A 17,673-nucleotide genomic window follows, 5' to 3' on the forward strand; every position below is an offset into this window, starting at 1 on the left:
TATGCGCCGGCGGGGCTCGACCGATGGCCCCGTTTTTTCCACCTGCGCCCGGTCCGTTGCCGGTGGGCATGCCGGTACCGCAGGACGCGTCGCCGGCGGCGCTGGTGCCGTGGGCCGAGGCGGTGCATTCGGCGGCAACGCCCACCATGTTGGTCCAGCACTTCATGGTTCCTTTGCCGCCCCCGCCGCTCGCCGCCTCGCTACCTGCACCACGCAGCTTCGGCGACCTCATGGAGCAGCGGACCCCGCCCGGCGATGAAGACAATGCCCGCATCGTCGATCGGTTCAATCAGGGCCAGGCAACCATCGAAGACGTGCTGCGTGTGACCTCCTCGTGCATGAACCGGTGTGGCCCCAACTTCAATGCGGCACTTGCCTGCGTGCGGGCCCTGGACCAATGCGGCCGCCGCAACCGGCAAACCGGGCAGTGGGAATCGGTATGCCCCGACACCATCACCTACAACGTCCTGATCACTTCCTGCCAGAGGGCGAACCGGCCTGAAAAGGCGCTGGCGGTTTTCGAACACCTGTTGCGGCACGGACCGCAGATGCGCCCACCGGTCTATCCGGACACCATTACGTACAACGCGGCGATCGCGGCCTGCGGCAAGAGCGAAAACGCGGCCGGCGTGCAGAGACTGTTCGAACACCTGGTGCGGGACGGGCCGCATTTCCCGGTGCCGGCGTATCCCGACATCGTCACCTACTGCACGACGATGTCGGCATGCGAGAGGTGCGGCGAGGTAAACGAGGCGTTGGCGCTGTTCCAGCACCTGCTGGTGTGCGGTCCGCATCTTCCGTCGCCGGTGTACCCGAGCGTCGTCGTCTACAACATTGCCATCGTCGCGTCCGGCAAGGCAGGGGATGCGGATGCGGCGCAAGGGGTGTTCGACCACCTCTTGCAGTACGGTTCTCAATACCCCGAGCCGGTGCAACCCAGCTCGATCATGTACAACGCGGCCATGTCCGCCTGGGAGAAAGCCGGCAATGCAGCCCGCTCCCACGCCCTGTTCGATCACATGCTCGAAAACGGCCCGCGGCAGGTGCCTCCGGTGCTGCCGGACACCATCACCTACAACGCCCTGATCAGCGCATATGGCAACGCCGGCCGCCCCGACAAGGCACAGCAGTTTTTCGACCACCTGATGCAGCACGGCCCGCAGTCGAAGCAGCCGGCATACCCCGACACCATCACCTACAACGCCCTCATGGCGGCGTATGGCAAGGCTGGACCGGCCAGCCGGGCGCGTGTGGTGTTCGACCATCTTCTGCAATACGGCCCGTCGTTTCCCGAACCTGCCTACCCGGACGCCATCAGCTACAACGTGGTGCTGTCAGCCTGCGCCAAGGCCGGCGACACCCATTGTTTTGCGGCCTTGCTGCGCCACGGCATCGACGGCTTCGGCGGTCTGCAAGGTACGCGTGCGTTCCATCCGTCGCTGGGTTTCGATGCCGGGCGCAACCAGCTCGACCTGCACCAGTCGGCCGTCCTGATGCAGCAGACCAATCCGCAGGGGCGCAGCCCCGTGGTCAATACCGCGCTGGCCCGGGCAATTTTTCATTGCCTGATTTCCGACCCCGCCGACGTGTGCGGGCAGGGCGCCACGGGTATCGATATGAACACCGAGTTCGTGGTCGGCCAGCACGGTAGCAATGCAGTGAAGGACTGCATCGCGGAGTGCATGCGTGAACAGGGCTGGACGCCGGTCGAATGCCAGCTGAATCCCGGCCGCCTGCGAGTGTTGCCGCCGTCGGGGGCGCCGCTGTCCGACAACGGTGCGGCGGGGCCCGCGCTCAACCCGCTCGCCGCGGTGTTCATGCCGCGGTGAGCGCACGGCGCCTCCGTGGCGTCTCAATGGTGTCAGTGACTCTTGTCGCTGTGGCTGTACATCAGCTTGTCGGTATAGGCGATCGCCATCGCCGACAGCAGGAACGCGATGTGGATGCCGGTTTGCGCCAGCAGCACCTTGTCGGTGTAATTATCGGCGTTGATGAAGGTCTTCAACAGGTGGATGGAGCTGATGCCGATGATCGACATCGCCAGCTTCACCTTCAGCACCGAAGCGTTCACATGGCTCAGCCATTCGGGCTGGTCGTTGTGGTTTTCCAGGCCCAGCCGGCTGACGAATGTCTCGTACCCGCCGACGATCACCATGATCAGCAGGTTGCTGATCATCACGACGTCGATCAGCGCCAGCACCACCAGCATGATCACCGTCTCGTTGAGGGAAGTCGGCGGAGTGTCGACCTTGTAGCCGATGCTGCCGACCAGCGCCTGCAGTGCCGTCTGGTTGCCGAAGGCGGCTTCGACCAGGTGGGTCAGCTCGACCAGGAAATGCACCACGTACACCATCTGCGCCACGATCAACCCCAGGTACAGGGGCACCTGCAACCAGCGGCTGGCGAAAATCAGCGCGGGCAGCGGGCGCAACGGGTTGGACGTCTTCTTCACCGGATCGGTCATAGGGTTAGCTCTGTTGTCGCGACTTCGTTGGGGGGGCTTTCGATTTTAGGGGGCGGCCCTCTGGCGGCTCTGCAAGAATGACCTTTGCCGATTGGGCACAAATGGTCAGTGACGCGTAAGTGGCACTGGTCACAGTCGCCCGCGAAATGCAATGTTCAGGAGACTAGAAATGAGCGCCGTTCCATCCGCCATCGAATCCGTATTGGTCGAAAACCGGGTCTTCCCGCCACCGTCCGCCGCCGTGCAGGGTGCACGCATTTCCGGCATGCCGGCCTACCAGGCGCTGCTGGACGAAGCGCGAACCGACCCCGACGGTTTCTGGACCCGGCTGGCGACCGAGAACCTGCAATGGACCCGGCCATTCACCCGAACGCTCGACGAGTCGAAGGCCCCTTTCTTCGAATGGTTCGCCGACGGTGAACTCAATGCCTCGGCCAACTGCCTGGACCGCCACATGGGCACGCCGGTCGAACACAAGACCGCCATCGTCTTCGAAGCGGACGACGGCAGCGTCACCCGCCTCAGCTACCGCGAACTGCTGACCCGCGTAGGCCGTTTTGCCAATGGACTCAAGGCGCAGGGCGTGAAGAAGGGCGACCGCGTCGTCATCTACATGCCGATGGGCATCGAAGGTGTCGTGGCCATGCAGGCCTGCGCCCGGCTGGGCGCCACGCACAGCGTGGTATTCGGCGGCTTCTCGGCGAAGGCCCTGCAGGAACGCATCGTCGACGTCGGCGCGACCGTGGTCGTCACCGCCAATTTCCAGATGCGCGGCGGCAAGGAACTCCCGCTGAAGGCCATCGTCGACGAGGCCCTGAACCTGGGCGGCTGCGAGGCCGTCACCACGGTGCTGGTGTACGAACGCACCACCAGCGCCTGGCCGCGCACGCAAGGCCGCGACAAGACCTTCGCCGAAGCGCTGTCGGGCGTGGCCGACGAGTGCCCGCCGGTGCCGGTCGGCGCCGAGCATCCGCTGTTCATCCTCTATACATCGGGTTCCACCGGCAAACCCAAGGGCGTGCAGCACGCCACCGGCGGCTACCTGCTGTGGGCCAAACTGACGATGGACTGGACCTTCGACCTGCGCGCCGACGATGTGTTCTGGTGCACCGCAGACATCGGCTGGATCACCGGCCACAGCTACGTGGCCTACGGCCCGCTTGCGGCCGGCGCCACGCAGGTGGTGTTCGAGGGCATCCCGACCTTTCCGGATGCCGGCCGTTTCTGGAAGATGATCCAGCAGCACAAGGTCAGCATCTTCTACACCGCACCGACGGCCATCCGTTCGCTGATCAAGGCGGCCGAGGCAAACGAACAAGTCCATCCCGACCGTTACGATCTGAGCTCGCTGCGGCTGCTCGGATCGGTCGGCGAGCCGATCAACCCCGAAGCCTGGATGTGGTTCCACCGCCATATCGGCGGCGAACGTTGCCCCATCGTCGACACCTTCTGGCAGACCGAAACCGGCGGCCATGTCATCACGCCGCTGCCGGGCGCGACGCCGCTGGTGCCGGGTTCCTGCACGCTGCCGCTGCCGGGCATCGATGCGGTGATCGTGGACGAGACCGGCAATGAAATGCCGAACGGCGCTGGCGGCATGCTGGTCATCCGCCGGCCCTGGCCTTCGATGATCCGCAACATCTGGAACGACCCGGAGCGGTTCAAGAAGAGCTATTTCCCGCCGGAACTGGGCGGCAGCGTCTACCTGGCCGGCGACGGCGCGGTGCGCAGTGCCGACCGTGGCTACTTCCGCATCACCGGACGTATCGACGACGTGCTGAACGTGTCCGGCCACCGCATGGGCACCATGGAAATCGAGTCGGCTCTGGTTTCCAAGACCGATCTGGTGGCCGAAGCCGCAGTGGTCGGCCGGCCGGACGACATGACGGGCGAGGCCATCTGTGCGTTCGTGGTGCTCAAGCGTCCGCTGCCCACCGGCGAGGAGGCCAAGGCCATCGCGAAGCAGTTGCGTGACTGGGTCGCGCAAGAAATCGGTCCGATCGCCAAACCCAGGGACATCCGTTTCGGCGAGAACCTGCCCAAGACCCGCAGCGGCAAGATCATGCGGCGCCTGCTGCGCAGCATCGCCAAGGGCGAGGCGATCACCCAGGACACGTCGACGCTGGAGAACCCGGCAATCCTCCAGCAACTCGGCGATGCCTATTGAGGCGGACTAAGCCGGAGGCATCCGGCTTACGTCCTGGTCCCGGCTTTGGGGTTAAAAACGGTCGTTGTCCATTCATTGCAGGAACCGTCCCATGGCCCGAACTCTCTCGCTGCTTGTCATCGCCTTGCTCATCGTGCTGCTGGCGGCCCTCAACTGGACCACGCTGGCGACGCCGACGCTGATTTCGCTTGGCGTCACTTCGGTGACCGCTCCTCTCGGCCTGATCATGCTGGGCCTGACCGTGTTGCTTGCCATCTTCTTCGTGGCCTATGTGCTGACACTGCAGGGCACGGTGCTGCTGGAAACCCGTCGCCATACCAAGGAACTGCAAGTGCAGCGCGACCTGGCCGACAAGGCCGAAGCTTCGCGCCTGGCCGAGTTGCGTACCAGCGTCGATGCCCAGTTGCAGCAGCATGCGCTGGACGCCCGGGTCGCCCGCGACGGCGTCTTGTCGCGCATCGACCGGCTGGAGCAGACGCTGGCGCAGCGTCTGGAGCAGTCGGACAACACCACCGCTGCCTACATCGGCCAGATCGAAGACCGCATGAGCCGTGGCGGGCCTGCAGGTGGCGGCTTGATCTGAGCTTTGCTGCACAGGCTACTTCTGCTGCAGCACCCATCGGGCCAGCGCCTGGGCTTCAGTCTCGCTGATCTGGGGGTTCGCCGGCATCGGCACCGGGCCCCACACGCCCGATCCACCCTTGCGGATCTTGGTCGCCAACAGCGCTTCGGCTGCCGGATTGGCGGCATATTTTTTTGCCACGTCCTGGAATGCCGGGCCGACGACCTTGCGGGTGACGTTGTGACAAGCCATGCAGGTCTTGGCCTTTGCCAGGTCGGCACCTGTATCCGCGGCACCGGCCGGCAGGGCCTGGAGGCCTGCGGCCAGCACCAGGAAGAACGGCAGGAAAAAGGCTGTGCGTTTCATCGTAGGGAAGGTGCGTCGACGCACGTTAAAGTCGCGGCATTGTATTGAGGGTGTCGCATGCTCTTCTTCCTGGTCGGTCTCGTCTTGCTGGCGCTGAAATTCTTCGAAGTGGCGCCGGTGGCCGGCTGGAACTGGTGGGTGGTGCTGCTGCCCTTTGCGCTGGCCGCCGCCTGGTGGACCCTCGCGGACCGCCTGGGCTACACGGCACGCAAGGCTGCCGAAAGGGACGAGGCGCGTAAAAAGAAGCGCATCGACAACCAGCGCGACATGCTGCGCAACCGTCCGCCGCGCAAGTAGCCAAAAATCGGCTCGCGGCATGACCAGACTTCTCGCCTTCACACCCCGTGACCTGCTCGCCGCACTGGCGGTGGTGGTGATCTGGGGTTTCAACTTCGTGGGCATGAAACTCTCGCTGCGCGAATTCACGCCGTTTCAGCTGGGGGCATTGCGATATGTGTTCGCCGCCTTGCCGATGGTGCTGGTCGTCCGGCCGCCCGCCTTGCGCTGGACCTGGGTGGCTGCCGCCGGCCTGACCCAGTTGGCGCAGTTCGGCTTGTTGTTCCTGGCGCTTCGGATGGGCATGACGGCGGCCCTGGCCTCGGTGCTGATGCAGACGCAGGTGTTCTTCACGACCTTGCTGGGGGTGCTGCTGCTGGGTGAACGCCTGAGCGGGCCGCTGCGTTTCGCCCTGGGCCTGACCGCCGTCGGCCTGTGTTTCTTTGCCATGCATTTCGTCGGCGATGTGGCGGAGGGCGGCATCACCTTGCTGAGTCTGCTGCTGAGCCTGATGGCCGCGTCGATGTGGGCTGCTTCCAATATCGTGGCACGACGTGCACAGGCTGTGCAGCCGGGTTTCGATGCGCTGCGGTTCATCGTCTGGATGGCGCTGGTGCCCATTCTTCCTTTCCTGGCGATGTCCTGGTTTTTCGACCCCGTGGCAAGCCGCTCGAACTGGTTCCACGCGAGCATCGGTGCATGGGTCGGTGCGGCCTATCTGGGATGGTTCGCGACCGTCATCGCCTACAGCCTGTGGACCTGGCTGCTGACCCGTCATCCAGCCAATCGCGTGGCGCCCTTCAGCCTGGGCGTGCCGGTCATCGGGCTGGTGGCGGGGATGGCGCTGCTGGGCGAGTCGGTGTCGCCCTGGCAGTGGGCAGGCAGCGTGTGTGTCTTCGCCGCGCTCGGTGTGGTGATGTTCGGTGGCCGGCTGGCGCAACGCTGGCGTTGAAGCTTTGCTGAGGCCTACGCCTACATGGCGTGGCCCTCCGAGACGACGACGCAACAAGGGCGTTCGACCTAGTTTGTCGGCTCAGCCACCCGACGAAAGCAGCCACCATGATCGGCATCGTGATTCCAGCGCACAACGAAGAGCACACCATGGCCGACTGCCTTGCGGCTGCGCTGACGGCAGGCCGGAACCCTCGTCTGCAAGGCGAGCCGGTGACACTGGTGGTGGTGCTGGACAGCTGTTGTGACGGAACGGCATCCATTGCCGGGGCGCACGGCGTCGAAATCCTCCGCGTCGACGCCCGCAACGTGGGTGTGGCCCGCGCGGCAGGCGCGGAATGGCTGCTGGCGAAGGGCGCCCGTTGGCTGGCCTTTACCGATGCGGACACCTGCGTGTCGCACGACTGGCTGGCCGAACAACTTGACCTCGGGGCCGACGCCGTCTGTGGCACGGTCGGTGTCGATGACTGGACACCACATGGGGAAAACGCGGGCCTTATCCAGATGCATTTCAGCGAAACCTATTTTGACTGTGACGGCCATCGCCACATCCACGGCGCCAACCTCGGGGTTTCCGCCGACGCCTACCTGCGTGCGGGCGGCTTTCCCCGGCTGGCTTGCAGCGAAGACGTCGCCTTCGTCGACGCGTTGCAGGCCTGCGGCGCCAGCATCGCGTGGAGCGCGCGGCCGCGTGTCACCACCAGTGCCCGATGCCATGCCCGCGCGGTCGGAGGTTTTGCCGATGCATTATTGGACGCAGTCGCGCAGAGACTGGCTGCTTCCACCGTCATACGGCCGCTGGCGATCTGAGGCCGACTCAGCGGATGCCTTCGCGCTGCGCGACCGAACGGCCGTCCCTGCACCAGACCTGCAGCAGAAAATCCGACTCCTCGTGGAGCACCAGACGGTGCAGGCCCAGCGAGGCCAGCGCTTCGTGGACGACCGAGGTGGACGATGCCCTTTCATCGAAATCCGGCCGCCAGTCGCAGGCCACCAGCGTGCCGTCCGCCCCCAGTGATCGCCCGCAGCAACCTGCCAGTTCCTGCACACCGGTTTCGTCCAGGAAGTACGCGACCTCGCTCAACACGATGAGATCGAAGGGCGGCGTCGCCTGCGGCCAGTCGGCCGGCAGCGTATGGCGCTCGACCTGTACCTGGGGCATGCCGCTGGTGCGTCGCCTGGCCATCTGCACGGCCTGATCCGAAAAGTCGGCAGCCAGCACCAGATCGCACCGGCCCGCCAGGTCGACAGTGAGTTCACCCACACCGCAGCCCGGTTCGTACGCACGGCGATAACGTGCCTGCGGCAGCGCAGCCATCAGCACCGCGCGTTTGCGTTGTTCGTACCACCGCGTCCGGACCGAATAAGGGTCGTCGTTTGCGCCATACATGTCAGCGAAATACGTATGTTTGTCGGTCACAGGAACATCACCTCGAAAGGGCGCGCAGCACGGGCCACTGTGGTGTTGCGCAGAATGGGTGCAGCGCCGGTGGTGGCATCGGCCTCCAGCTGGCTGCGAAAAGCCTGCACCGCATGGCGTTTGCGCTGCTGCGCCTGCGACGACAGGTCGAGCCGGCGAGCACTGTCCCAGGGCCAGCGGCGGTCGGCGGGGTGTGCCCAATGCCAGGCCCATACCGGCACCTCGATCAGCCTTGCGTCTGCTTCTGTCACGGCAGCTACGCATGCGCGCGCTGTTGCCTCGTGGTCGGGATGGCCATCCAGCCGCCAGGTGCTGAAGACGACGTCGCTGTCATTCAGGTGGCGGGCGAGCTGCCGCGCCACATGTTCGGTGGCGTCGGCCACGCCGCCGTCGGGCACACCCAGGCGCAGCAGGACACCCGGCCCAAGACCGAGCCGGTCCAGCGCGGTCAGTGTTTCGGCGCGTCGCACGGCGGCCAGCCCATCGGGAGACCACAGGCCGGAACCCGGGTGGCTCGCATCGCCATCGGTCACCGCCACGACCGACACCGCATGCCCTCGCCCCGCCAGCTCGGCCAGCATGCCGCCCACGGACAAAACTTCGTCATCCGGATGCGGGGCTACGACCACGGCCCGCGAGCCAGGCGGCAGCAGGTCGTCCAGCGATATGCGGGGCAGGGCGTCGATGGCGGGCCAGCTCAACCATTCGGACTCCGGTGTTCCGTCGCCCTCGCCGATGTGGCGGGATTCGGTAAACGTGTTCACAGCCGCCATGGGGGTTCCCCTGCCAGGTCTTGTTTGCCCAGTGCCGCCAGATCGCGTTCCGCATGGCTTTGCCGCAGATACACCGGCAGGTCGGCTGCCACCCGGGCGAAGCGGGCGTCACGGCACAGCGGCCCGGCGCCTACCGCGCGGGTGGCATGGCGCAGCACTTTTTCGGCTGCCGCCTCGACCGCCAGACGGCTACGAAGCGCCAGCGCCGGAACGGCACTCGCCGCGTCGGCATCGATCGCTGCAGCCGCTTCCCTCAGCAGGGCGGCCGCACCTGCCATCGCGATGTCGATCTCGCCGAGGTGGGCCAGGCGGTGAGGGTCTCCGGTTTCGATCGACAGGCTCCGTGTCATGTCGGCCAGCGCGGTTGCGCCACCGAACCAGCAGGCCGCCACACCGATGCCGCCGTGCCAGAAGCCCGGCCGCGCGGTGTAGTCGCCGGGGCGGCCGAGGGGCAGGCCCACTGCATCGTCGAACCGCACGTCGACGCTGGCGCTGCCCGCCATGCCGACCGCCCGCCAACCCGTATCGGTCACGGATATGCCGGGCTGCTTCATGTCTATGGCCGCCAGGCAGGGTTTGCCGGCTTCGTCCCAGCCGCTGACCACCGCATGGGTGACAGTCGCGGCGCCGGAACACCATGCCTTGGTTCCCTGGAGGCGGAACGAACCGTCGGGCCGCGGCGTAAATTCCAGCCGCGCATCGGGCGGCTCGGCGCACCAGGTTCCCCACAGGCTTTTCGGCGGTTGCGCGGCGCCCTGCAATTCGGCCAGGATCGCCAGTGCATCGGTGTGTCCTTCGAAAAGCTTCACCAGACTCAGGTCGTGTGCGGCGACTGCGGCCAGTGCCTGCCAGCGCTCCAGCGTCCTGCCGCTCCCCGGCAGTGGCAACCGGTCCAGCCCTGCGGCGACCAGCTCCGCCAATGTCACGATGAGGCAGTCGTGCTGGCGAAGCCAGTCGTGAATTTCGTTTGGAGCACTTGTGGATTTTTGCAGCATCCGGAAATGGTGCATGCGCCGGCACGTCCGGACCGTCGGCGCGCGGCGGTGCCGGCTGTAGGAATGCGGGGCCCATGAAAAAAGCCCATCCAGGGATGGGCCTCGATGCAGCGCGCGGCCGGACCGGGTCAGTAGTCGTCCAGCACCGCGCCCTTGCTGGCGCTGGCCGCGTTGAAGGCGAACTTGGCTTGCACTCCGCGGTTGTAGCGTGGGGCGGGCGGGGTCCATCCTTCACGGCGTTTGGCCAGTTCGGCTTCCGGCACGTTGAGCTCCAGCTTCAGTGTCGTCGCGTCGATGGTGATCGAGTCGCCTTCGTTCACGAAGGCGATATTGCCGCCCGCAGCCGCCTCGGGGGCGACGTGGCCGACCACCATGCCCCAGGTGCCACCGGAGAACCGGCCGTCGGTGATCAGGCCGACGCTTTCACCCAGGCCGGCGCCGATCAATGCGCCGGTGGGAGCCAGCATCTCGGGCATGCCGGGGCCGCCCTTGGGTCCCAGGTAACGCAGCACCATCACGTCGCCGGCGACGATCTTGCCGGCCAGGATGGCCGCCAGCGCCGACTGCTCGTCATCGAAAACCCGCGCCGGGCCGGTGATGACCGGGTTCTTCAGGCCGGTGATCTTGGCGACCGCGCCTTCGGGGCTGAGGTTGCCCTTCAGGATGGCCAGGTGGCCCTGCTCGTACATCGGGTTGTCGATGTTGCGGATGACGTCCTGGTCGGCACGCGGTACGTCCGGCACGTCCGCCAGCACTTCGGCGATGGTCTGGCCGGTGATGGTGATGCAGTCGCCGTGCAGCAGGCCGGCCTTCAGCAGGATCTTCATCACCTGGGGAATGCCGCCGGCCTTGTGCAGATCGACCGCAAGATACTTGCCCGAAGGCTTCAGGTCGCAGATGACCGGCACCTTCTTGCGCATGCGCTCGAAGTCGTCGATGGTCCATTCGACGCCCGCCGTGTGGGCGATGGCCAGGAAATGCAGCACCGCGTTGGTCGAGCCGCCAGTGGCCATGATCACCGCCACCGCGTTCTCGATGGCTTTCTTGGTGACGATGTCGCGCGGCTTGATGTCCTTCTTGATCGCCTCGATCAGCACCCGGGCCGACTCTTTTGCGGAGTTGGCCTTTTCGTCGTGCGGGTTGGCCATGGTCGACGAATAGGGCAGCGAGATGCCCAGCGCCTCGAACGACGACGACATGGTGTTGGCGGTGTACATGCCGCCGCACGAACCGGTGCCGGGGATGGCGCGCATCTCGATCTCGCGCAGGTCTTCGTCGCTCAGGTTGCCGGCGGCGTTCTGGCCGACGGCCTCGAACACGCTGACGATGTTGAGGTCCTGACCCTTGTAGCGGCCCGGCAGGATGGTGCCTCCGTACACATAGATGGCCGGCACGTTGGCGCGCAGCATGCCCATCAGGCCGCCGGGCATGTTCTTGTCGCAGCCGCCGACGACCAGCACGCCGTCCATCCACTGTCCGCCCACGCAGGTTTCGATGCAGTCGCTGATGACTTCACGGCTGACCAGGCTGTATTTCATGCCTTCGGTGCCCATGGCCATCCCGTCCGAGATGGTGGGCGTGCCGAAGACCTGCGCATTGCCACCGGCTTCCTCGATGCCGGCGATGGCCGCATCGGCCAGCTTCTGCAGGCCCGAGTTGCACGGAGTGATGGTGCTGTGGCCGTTTGCCACGCCGACCATCGGCTTCTTGAAATCGCTTTCCTGGTAGCCCATGGCATAGAACATGGAGCGATTGGGAGCGCGCGACTTGCCCTGTGTGATGTTGTCGCTGCGCAGCGTCTTTTCGGTCATCGTGGAGCCTCTTCGATTTCTGCTGATGGGTGGCGGTGGGGCCGGAAAACTGCCGGGCAGTATGCGCTAGTCGATTGATATATTCCAATCCATTTCATGATGTCGATTGATATGCTGCGCGTATGAAAACCCTTGTTTCGACGGCCATCGAGCTGCGTTCGTGGCGGCAGTTCGTCGCTGTGGCCGAAGAGCTTCACTTCGGCCGGGCAGCCCTGCGTCTGCACATGACCCAGCCGCCGCTGACGCAGGCCATCGGGCTGCTGGAACGCGCGCTGGGCGTGCCTCTGTTCCACCGCACCAGCCGGAAGGTGTCGCTGGCGCCGGCGGGCGAGGCCTTGTTGCCGGAAGTGCGTGAATTGCTGGCGCGAGCGCAGGCGCTGCCCGAACGTGCCAGGGCAGCCGCGGGCGGGCACATCGGCCGGCTTCGGCTGGGTTTCGTCTCGACCGTGGGATTCGAATTGCTGCCGCAGTGGGTTCGGCGGTTCAGGGAACTGCGTCCCCAGGTGGCGCTGGAACTGCTGGAAGCCACCGGCGATGTGCAGCTGCTGGCGCTGGCCCAAGGCGAGCTGGACGCCGGCCTCATGCTGCATGCGCCGGGCCTGGCGCCGCCTGCGCTGGCCCATCTGAGCGTCGCCACCGAGCCTCTGGTGCTGGCCTTGCCGGCCGACCACGCCCTGGCCAACGAAGAGCATCCGCACTGGGATGCGGTGCTGCAGCAGCCGCTGGTGGTGTTTCCGCGGCGCATCCTGCCGTCTGTGCACGACGCGGTTTTCGCCCTCTATCACGAAGCCGGACGGTTGCCGCCAGTGGTGCAGGAAGCCATCCAGATGCAGACCATCGTCAACCTGGTGTCCGCCGGCATCGGCGTGGCCTGGGTGCCCGAAAGCGTCACCCGCTTCCGGCGCGAGGGTGTGGTCTACCGGGTGCCGCGCAAGACCGGTGGAAAGGCATTGCCACGTTGCGAGACCAGCCTGGTGTGGCCGGCCGACGGCGCCAATCCGGCCTTGTCGGCGTTCGTCGATTTCGTACGTCAGCGGGTACCGGTGCGCTGAATCGCCATCGGCCGCCGGGCACAATACCGCCCCATGCTGATGTACCCCACGATCGACCCGGTAGCGCTGAGCATCGGCCCGCTAGCCATCCACTGGTATGGCCTGACCTACCTTGCCGCCTTCGGGCTTTTTCTATTTTTGGGGAACCGCCGTTTGCGGCACGAACCCTACGCATCGTCATCGTTCGACTTCATGTCACCAGGGAGAACCGCCTGGACCCGCAAAGACGTCGAAGACGTGCTGTTTCTGGGCGTATTGGGCGTGGTGCTGGGCGGACGGCTCGGTTACTGCCTTTTCTACAAGCCCGGGTTCTATCTGACACACCCGCTGGACATCTTCTACGTCTGGCAGGGCGGCATGAGTTTCCACGGCGGATTGTTGGGTGTCATCGCCGCGATGGTCTGGTTTGCACGTTCGCGCCATCGCTCTTGGGTGGAAGTGGCCGATTTCGTCGCACCCTGCGTGCCCACCGGGCTCGCGGCTGGGCGTGTCGGCAATTTCATCAACGGCGAACTGTGGGGCCGCTTCTGCGACCCCTCGCTGCCGTGGGGCATGGTTTTTCCGCAGAGCGGCTCGATGGCTCCGCGCCATCCGTCGCAGGTGTATCAGTTTCTGCTCGAAGGCCTTCTGCTGTTCGTGGTGTTATGGCTTTATGCACGCAAGCCGCGCCGGCTGGGTGAAGTGTCGGGCGCGTTCCTGCTGGGTTACGGCATCCTGCGTTTCACGGCCGAGTTTTTCCGTGAACCCGACAGCTTCCTGGGCCTGCTGCCGCTGGGCATGAGCATGGGGCAATGGTTGTGCCTGCCAATGGTGGCGGGCGGTGTGGCTTTTATGGTGTGGGCGCGCCGTCGGCAGCCGCTGCCTGCTCGCACGGCTTAGTAAAAACCCGTTGTGCGACACGCATGAAAACGTTTCCACTTCATCCAATTTCAGAGAATTCGCACGGAAGTTGCGATGTCCGTTGCTTCTTCGCCTGTGACTGACTGTTTCGTGATGGGTTTTGTGTAACATGCCTCCACCGGCACAAAGCCAAAAGCAGGTCATGGAAGAGGCTCCATCCAAAGTCATCGACGTTCGAATGCTGCGCAAGGGCATGTTCATCCAACTCGACCTGGGCTGGATGGATCATCCGTTCCCCTTGAGCAGCTTCAAGGTTACGACCGACGAACAGATGCAGACCATCCTGGCGCTGGGGCTGCAGAACATCCGCTGGTTTCCCGCCAAGAGCGATATCGAGCTTGAAACGGCTCCCGGCAGCGATGCTGAAGATGGCTCCGAAGGCGTCGAGGCGCAGGAAACCGAAACGCCCGCGGTGGAGGTGCTGGACCCCGCGGCCCGCCGGATCCGCGACAACGAACAGCACGCCCGCAGCCTGGTGTATTGCGAGCGGCGTTTCACGGAGTCGGCACGTCGCCTGCGCAAGGTGACCGACAACGTGCTGCAGAACCCGATCCTGGCCCGCGACGAAGCGGCCGACATGGTCAAAGGCTGCGTCGACGACCTGATGGTCGACGGCGAATCCATCATCAGCCTGCTGTCAGAAAGCGTGGGTGAACGTAGCGCCCAGCATCCGGTCAACGTGATGGTGCTGTGCCTGCTGCTGGGCCGGGCGCTCAACCTGCCGCGCGAGGCGCTCGATTCGCTCGGCATCGCGGCCCTGCTGCACGATGTCGGCAAGCTCGAACTGCCACTGCGCTACCGCATGGTCGACGAGAGTTTCTCGACCTCCGAATACCGGATCTACCAGGACCATGTGGCCCGCGGCGTGGCGCTGGCCAAACGCATGGGCCTGTCGCCAGAGGCCATCGCCGCCATTTCCCAGCACCACGAGATGCTGGACGGCAGCGGTTTCCCGTCGAAGCTGCAGGGTCCGCAGATCCATACCTGCGGCAAGATCCTCGCGCTGGTCAACCGCTACGACAACTTCTGCAACCCGCCGCGCACCGCATTGGCCCTGACACCGCACGAGGCCCTGTCGGTCATCTTCGCGCAGATGAAACCGCGCTTCGACGCGACGGTGCTCGGTGCCTTCATCCGCATGATGGGTGTGTATCCGCCGGGTTCGGTCGTGCAACTGGGCAATGACCGTTATGCGATGGTGGTGTCGGTCAACTCAAGCCGGCCCTTGCGACCGCGGGTGATGGTGCACGACCCGGCGGTGCCGCGTGCCGAAGCCGGCGTGCTCGATCTCGAAACAGCGCCCGAACTGGGCATTCGTCGCAGCCTGAAGCCGGCGCAACTGCCGCGCGCCTCGCTCGAATATCTTTCTCCACGGAGTCGCATCTGCTACTTCTTCGAACGAGCGGTGGAACCGAGCGCGGTCGGGGCGCCACTGTGAATTTCGCTGCTTCGGCAGCGTGGATCGACGGACTACTCGAAGCCGTCTGGATCGTCGAAGGAGCGGAGCTGAATGTTCGCGTGTCCAATGCCGCTGCACAGCAGTTGATGGCACGTTCGGCCGAGTCCATGGCGGGCCTGCCGATCACCGATCTGTTCACCGATCCCGAGGATGCGGCTTTCTGGATGTTCGCCGCCGACGACCCCTCGGCCCAGTTGCAGTCGCGCACCCGGCTGCTGCGGCCCGACGGCAGCGTGCTGCATGTCGAGCGCCGCATCAGCCGGATGCAGGCGCTCGACGGCAGCGGTCCCGGCGACTGGCTGGTCGGCGTGGTGGACTGCAGCCGGCAGCAGCGCAACGAGGACGAACTGGAACGCCTGCTGGCCGAATCGCGTGCCACGCTCGAGTCGACCGCCGACGGCATGCTGGTCTGCGGGCTGGACGGAACCATCCGCGCCTTCAACCGTCGTTTTGCGCAGATCTGGGAGATTCCGAAGGAAATCCTGGTGCGCCGCGACGACGCCGCGGTGCACGCGCTGGTGGGCGAACAACTGATCGATTCCGACGGCTACCGCAGCCGGCTGACCGAGGTCTTCGCGCACATCGACCAGAACGCCAGCGATGTGATGCTGCTGCGCAGCGGCCGCGTGGTGCAGCGGCAGTCGTTGCCGCAGTTCAGCCGGGGCCGGGTCATCGGCCGGGTTTTTTCGTACCAGGACATCACCGAACGCATTTCGGCGGAACAGGGCCTGCGGCTGGCCGCGCGGGTGTTCGAATGCTGCCCGGACGCGGTCTTCGTTGCCGACCCGCAGCACCGCATCGTCACCGCCAATCCGGCCTGCTGCCGGCTCGCCCGCCAGACGCCGGACCGACTGAACGGCAGCATCGCCAACGACCTGTTCGAGGACCAGGACGCGGGCCGGCTCTTCACCGACATCCGCAGCGCCTGGGAAAACAGCGGCATGTGGGAAGGCGAGGTCTGGCATCGCCGCGGCGACGGCAGCATCTGCCCGGTGCGGCTTTCGTGGGTGGTGCTGCGCGACGTCCACGGCAACATCAGCCAGACCATCGGTTTCTTCCGCGACCTGTCCGGCCAGCGCGAAGCGCAGCGGCGTATCGAGGAACTGGCCTTCAGCGATGCCCTGACCGGCCTGCCGAACCGGCTGCTGCTGGCCCGCCGGGTGGACCGACAGCTGGCGCCGGGAAAACGCGAGAAGACACCGTTCGCCGTGCTTTTCCTCGACCTGGACCGGTTCAAGAACATCAACGATTCGATGGGCCACCAGTTCGGCGACCGGGTGCTGGTGAAGGTGGCCGAACGGGTGAAGGCCTGCCTGCGACCGTCGGACACGCTGTGCCGCATGGGCGGAGACGAGTTCGTGGTGCATCTGCACGATGCCGACGCTCCGTCCGCCGAGATGGTCGCCCAGCGCATGCTGCATTCGCTGGCGTTGCCGTTTTTGCTGGAAGACATGCGTTTCTCGGTCGGCGCCAGCATCGGCATTTCGCTGTATCCGCAGGACGGCAATTCGCTGGACGACCTGGTGCGCCATGCCGACACGGCGATGTTCCGGGTGAAGGAGCGCGGGCGCGGCAATTACCGTTTCTACGAACCCGAGATGAACGTCGACCTGCGGGCCCGCATGTCGCTCGAACACGCCATGCGCGAAGCCCTGTCGCGCCGGCATTTCGTGTTGCATTACCAGCCACAGCTGAGCGTGCGCACCGGCCAGATGGTGGGTGTGGAGGCTCTGATCCGATGGCACGACGAAGAGCGCGGCAACGTGCCGCCTTCGGCTTTCATTCCGCTGGCCGAAGAATCCGGGTTCATCGTGCAGATCGGTGCCTGGGTGCTCGAAGAGGCAGTGCGCCAGGCGGCTGACTGGCAACGCCGCGGCCGGCCGGTGGCGGTTTCGGTCAATGTCTCGCCGCTGCAGTTCCGCCAGGCCGACTTCGTCGACCGGGTGGAATCGGCGATTCGTATTGCCGGCGTTTCGCCGGAACTCATCGAGCTCGAACTCACCGAGTCCATCCTGGTGCAGGACGCCGACGAAGCCCTTCAGCGCCTGCACGAGCTGGTACGGGTGGGCGTGCGGCTGGCCATCGACGATTTCGGCACCGGATATTCCAGCCTGGCTTACCTGAAAAAATTCCCGATACACCGGGTGAAGATCGATCAGTCCTTCGTGCGCGGCCTTCCAGGCGACGCCAGCGATCACGCCATCGTCACCGCCATGCTGGCGATGGCCCGCGCCCTGCGTTTCGATACGGTGGCAGAGGGTGTCGAAACCGAAGCACAACGGCAATGCCTGCTGGCGCTGGGCTGCGTGAATTTCCAGGGTTTCCTGTGTTCACCGGGCGTGCCTGCCTCGGCGATCGATGTGCTTCTGGATTCGGATCCCGATTTCCGTTCGGTTGCCTGAAACCGGCAGGTCCGCGTCTGCGGGTACTTGATTTCTTAGGCCGTAGGGGCCGGTGCGACGTCGGCTGGACTGGGG

16 protein-coding genes are annotated in these 17,673 nt (G+C 65.3%); 10 read left to right on the forward strand and 6 right to left on the reverse strand.

The genetic code is table 11. The features are described 5' to 3' along the window. Nucleotides 1–23: 23 nt before the first annotated feature. Nucleotides 24–1,829 carry a hypothetical protein gene (locus tag AC3ANW_RS06700; protein ID WP_488344413.1) on the forward strand — a complete coding sequence of 602 codons (1,806 nt, stop codon included), beginning with the start codon at nucleotides 24–26 and terminating at the stop codon, nucleotides 1,827–1,829. Between the two features lie 32 nt (nucleotides 1,830–1,861). On the opposite strand, the gene AC3ANW_RS06705 is transcribed toward AC3ANW_RS06700, so the two are convergent. Then, nucleotides 1,862–2,464: a TIGR00645 family protein gene (locus tag AC3ANW_RS06705; protein WP_488344414.1), complete on the reverse strand. Its 603-nt coding sequence runs from the start codon at nucleotides 2,462–2,464 to the stop codon at nucleotides 1,862–1,864. A 169-nt stretch (nucleotides 2,465–2,633) separates the two neighbouring features. On the opposite strand from AC3ANW_RS06705, the gene acs reads away from it, so the two are divergent. Together acs and AC3ANW_RS06715 are read left to right on the forward strand one after the other, a co-directional pair. Next, a complete protein-coding gene (gene acs, locus AC3ANW_RS06710; protein ID WP_488344415.1) occupies nucleotides 2,634–4,631 on the forward strand; it encodes an acetate--CoA ligase in 1,998 nt (665 codons plus the stop codon). Between the two features lie 91 nt (nucleotides 4,632–4,722). Next, complete coding sequence (locus AC3ANW_RS06715) at nucleotides 4,723–5,214, forward strand: LapA family protein (RefSeq protein ID WP_488344416.1); 492 nt, start codon at nucleotides 4,723–4,725, stop codon at nucleotides 5,212–5,214. Nucleotides 5,215–5,229: 15 nt separating this feature from the next. Here AC3ANW_RS06715 and AC3ANW_RS06720 read toward each other — a convergent pair whose 3' ends face one another. Continuing rightward, the gene (locus AC3ANW_RS06720) at nucleotides 5,230–5,559 is read right to left on the reverse strand and encodes a c-type cytochrome (protein WP_488344417.1); all 330 of its coding nucleotides are present in this window, start codon (nucleotides 5,557–5,559) and stop codon (nucleotides 5,230–5,232) included. 57 nt (nucleotides 5,560–5,616) lie between these two features. On the opposite strand from AC3ANW_RS06720, the gene AC3ANW_RS06725 reads away from it, so the two are divergent. The 3 genes from AC3ANW_RS06725 to AC3ANW_RS06735 all read left to right on the forward strand — a co-directional run bounded on the left by AC3ANW_RS06725 (nucleotide 5,617) and on the right by AC3ANW_RS06735 (nucleotide 7,596). Further along, a complete protein-coding gene (locus AC3ANW_RS06725) occupies nucleotides 5,617–5,856 on the forward strand; it encodes a TIGR04438 family Trp-rich protein (RefSeq protein WP_488344418.1) in 240 nt (79 codons plus the stop codon). 19 nt (nucleotides 5,857–5,875) lie between these two features. Beyond that, nucleotides 5,876–6,787 carry an EamA family transporter gene (locus AC3ANW_RS06730; RefSeq protein ID WP_488344419.1) on the forward strand — a complete coding sequence of 304 codons (912 nt, stop codon included), beginning with the start codon at nucleotides 5,876–5,878 and terminating at the stop codon, nucleotides 6,785–6,787. Nucleotides 6,788–6,894: 107 nt separating this feature from the next. After that, on the forward strand, nucleotides 6,895–7,596 hold the full coding sequence (locus AC3ANW_RS06735) for a glycosyltransferase family 2 protein (protein ID WP_488344420.1): 702 nt from the start codon (nucleotides 6,895–6,897) through the stop codon (nucleotides 7,594–7,596). 7 nt (nucleotides 7,597–7,603) lie between these two features. Here the strand turns inward: AC3ANW_RS06735 and AC3ANW_RS06740 are convergent, their stop codons facing one another. From AC3ANW_RS06740 to ilvD, 4 genes are all read right to left on the reverse strand, one after another. After that, entirely contained in the window at nucleotides 7,604–8,206 is a 603-nt protein-coding gene (locus tag AC3ANW_RS06740; RefSeq protein WP_488344421.1) for a methyltransferase domain-containing protein, read from the reverse strand. Next, nucleotides 8,203–8,979, reverse strand: coding sequence for a PIG-L deacetylase family protein (locus tag AC3ANW_RS06745; protein WP_488344422.1), 777 nt, complete (start codon nucleotides 8,977–8,979; stop codon nucleotides 8,203–8,205). Before AC3ANW_RS06745 ends, AC3ANW_RS06740 begins: the two co-directional genes overlap by 4 nt. Further along, the gene (locus tag AC3ANW_RS06750) at nucleotides 8,967–9,905 is read right to left on the reverse strand and encodes an acyl-CoA dehydrogenase family protein (RefSeq protein WP_488344423.1); all 939 of its coding nucleotides are present in this window, start codon (nucleotides 9,903–9,905) and stop codon (nucleotides 8,967–8,969) included. The genes AC3ANW_RS06745 and AC3ANW_RS06750 overlap by 13 nt, the downstream gene beginning before the upstream one ends. A gap of 197 nt (nucleotides 9,906–10,102) precedes the next feature. After that, entirely contained in the window at nucleotides 10,103–11,785 is a 1,683-nt protein-coding gene (gene ilvD, locus AC3ANW_RS06755; RefSeq protein ID WP_488344424.1) for a dihydroxy-acid dehydratase, read from the reverse strand. Nucleotides 11,786–11,907: 122 nt separating this feature from the next. On the opposite strand from ilvD, the gene AC3ANW_RS06760 reads away from it, so the two are divergent. The 4 genes from AC3ANW_RS06760 to AC3ANW_RS06775 all read left to right on the forward strand — a co-directional run bounded on the left by AC3ANW_RS06760 (nucleotide 11,908) and on the right by AC3ANW_RS06775 (nucleotide 17,598). Further along, the gene (locus AC3ANW_RS06760; RefSeq protein ID WP_488344425.1) at nucleotides 11,908–12,837 is read left to right on the forward strand and encodes a LysR family transcriptional regulator; all 930 of its coding nucleotides are present in this window, start codon (nucleotides 11,908–11,910) and stop codon (nucleotides 12,835–12,837) included. Nucleotides 12,838–12,870: 33 nt separating this feature from the next. Further along, the gene (gene lgt / locus AC3ANW_RS06765; protein WP_488344426.1) at nucleotides 12,871–13,716 is read left to right on the forward strand and encodes a prolipoprotein diacylglyceryl transferase; all 846 of its coding nucleotides are present in this window, start codon (nucleotides 12,871–12,873) and stop codon (nucleotides 13,714–13,716) included. 163 nt (nucleotides 13,717–13,879) lie between these two features. After that, nucleotides 13,880–15,175, forward strand: a complete 1,296-nt coding sequence (locus AC3ANW_RS06770) for an HD-GYP domain-containing protein (RefSeq protein WP_488344427.1) — start codon at nucleotides 13,880–13,882, stop codon at nucleotides 15,173–15,175. Beyond that, nucleotides 15,172–17,598: a putative bifunctional diguanylate cyclase/phosphodiesterase gene (locus AC3ANW_RS06775; RefSeq protein ID WP_488344428.1), complete on the forward strand. Its 2,427-nt coding sequence runs from the start codon at nucleotides 15,172–15,174 to the stop codon at nucleotides 17,596–17,598. Before AC3ANW_RS06770 ends, AC3ANW_RS06775 begins: the two co-directional genes overlap by 4 nt. The last annotated feature ends 75 nt before the right edge of the window (nucleotides 17,599–17,673 follow it).

The organism is Xylophilus sp. PBN-3R (genome assembly GCF_057747805.1).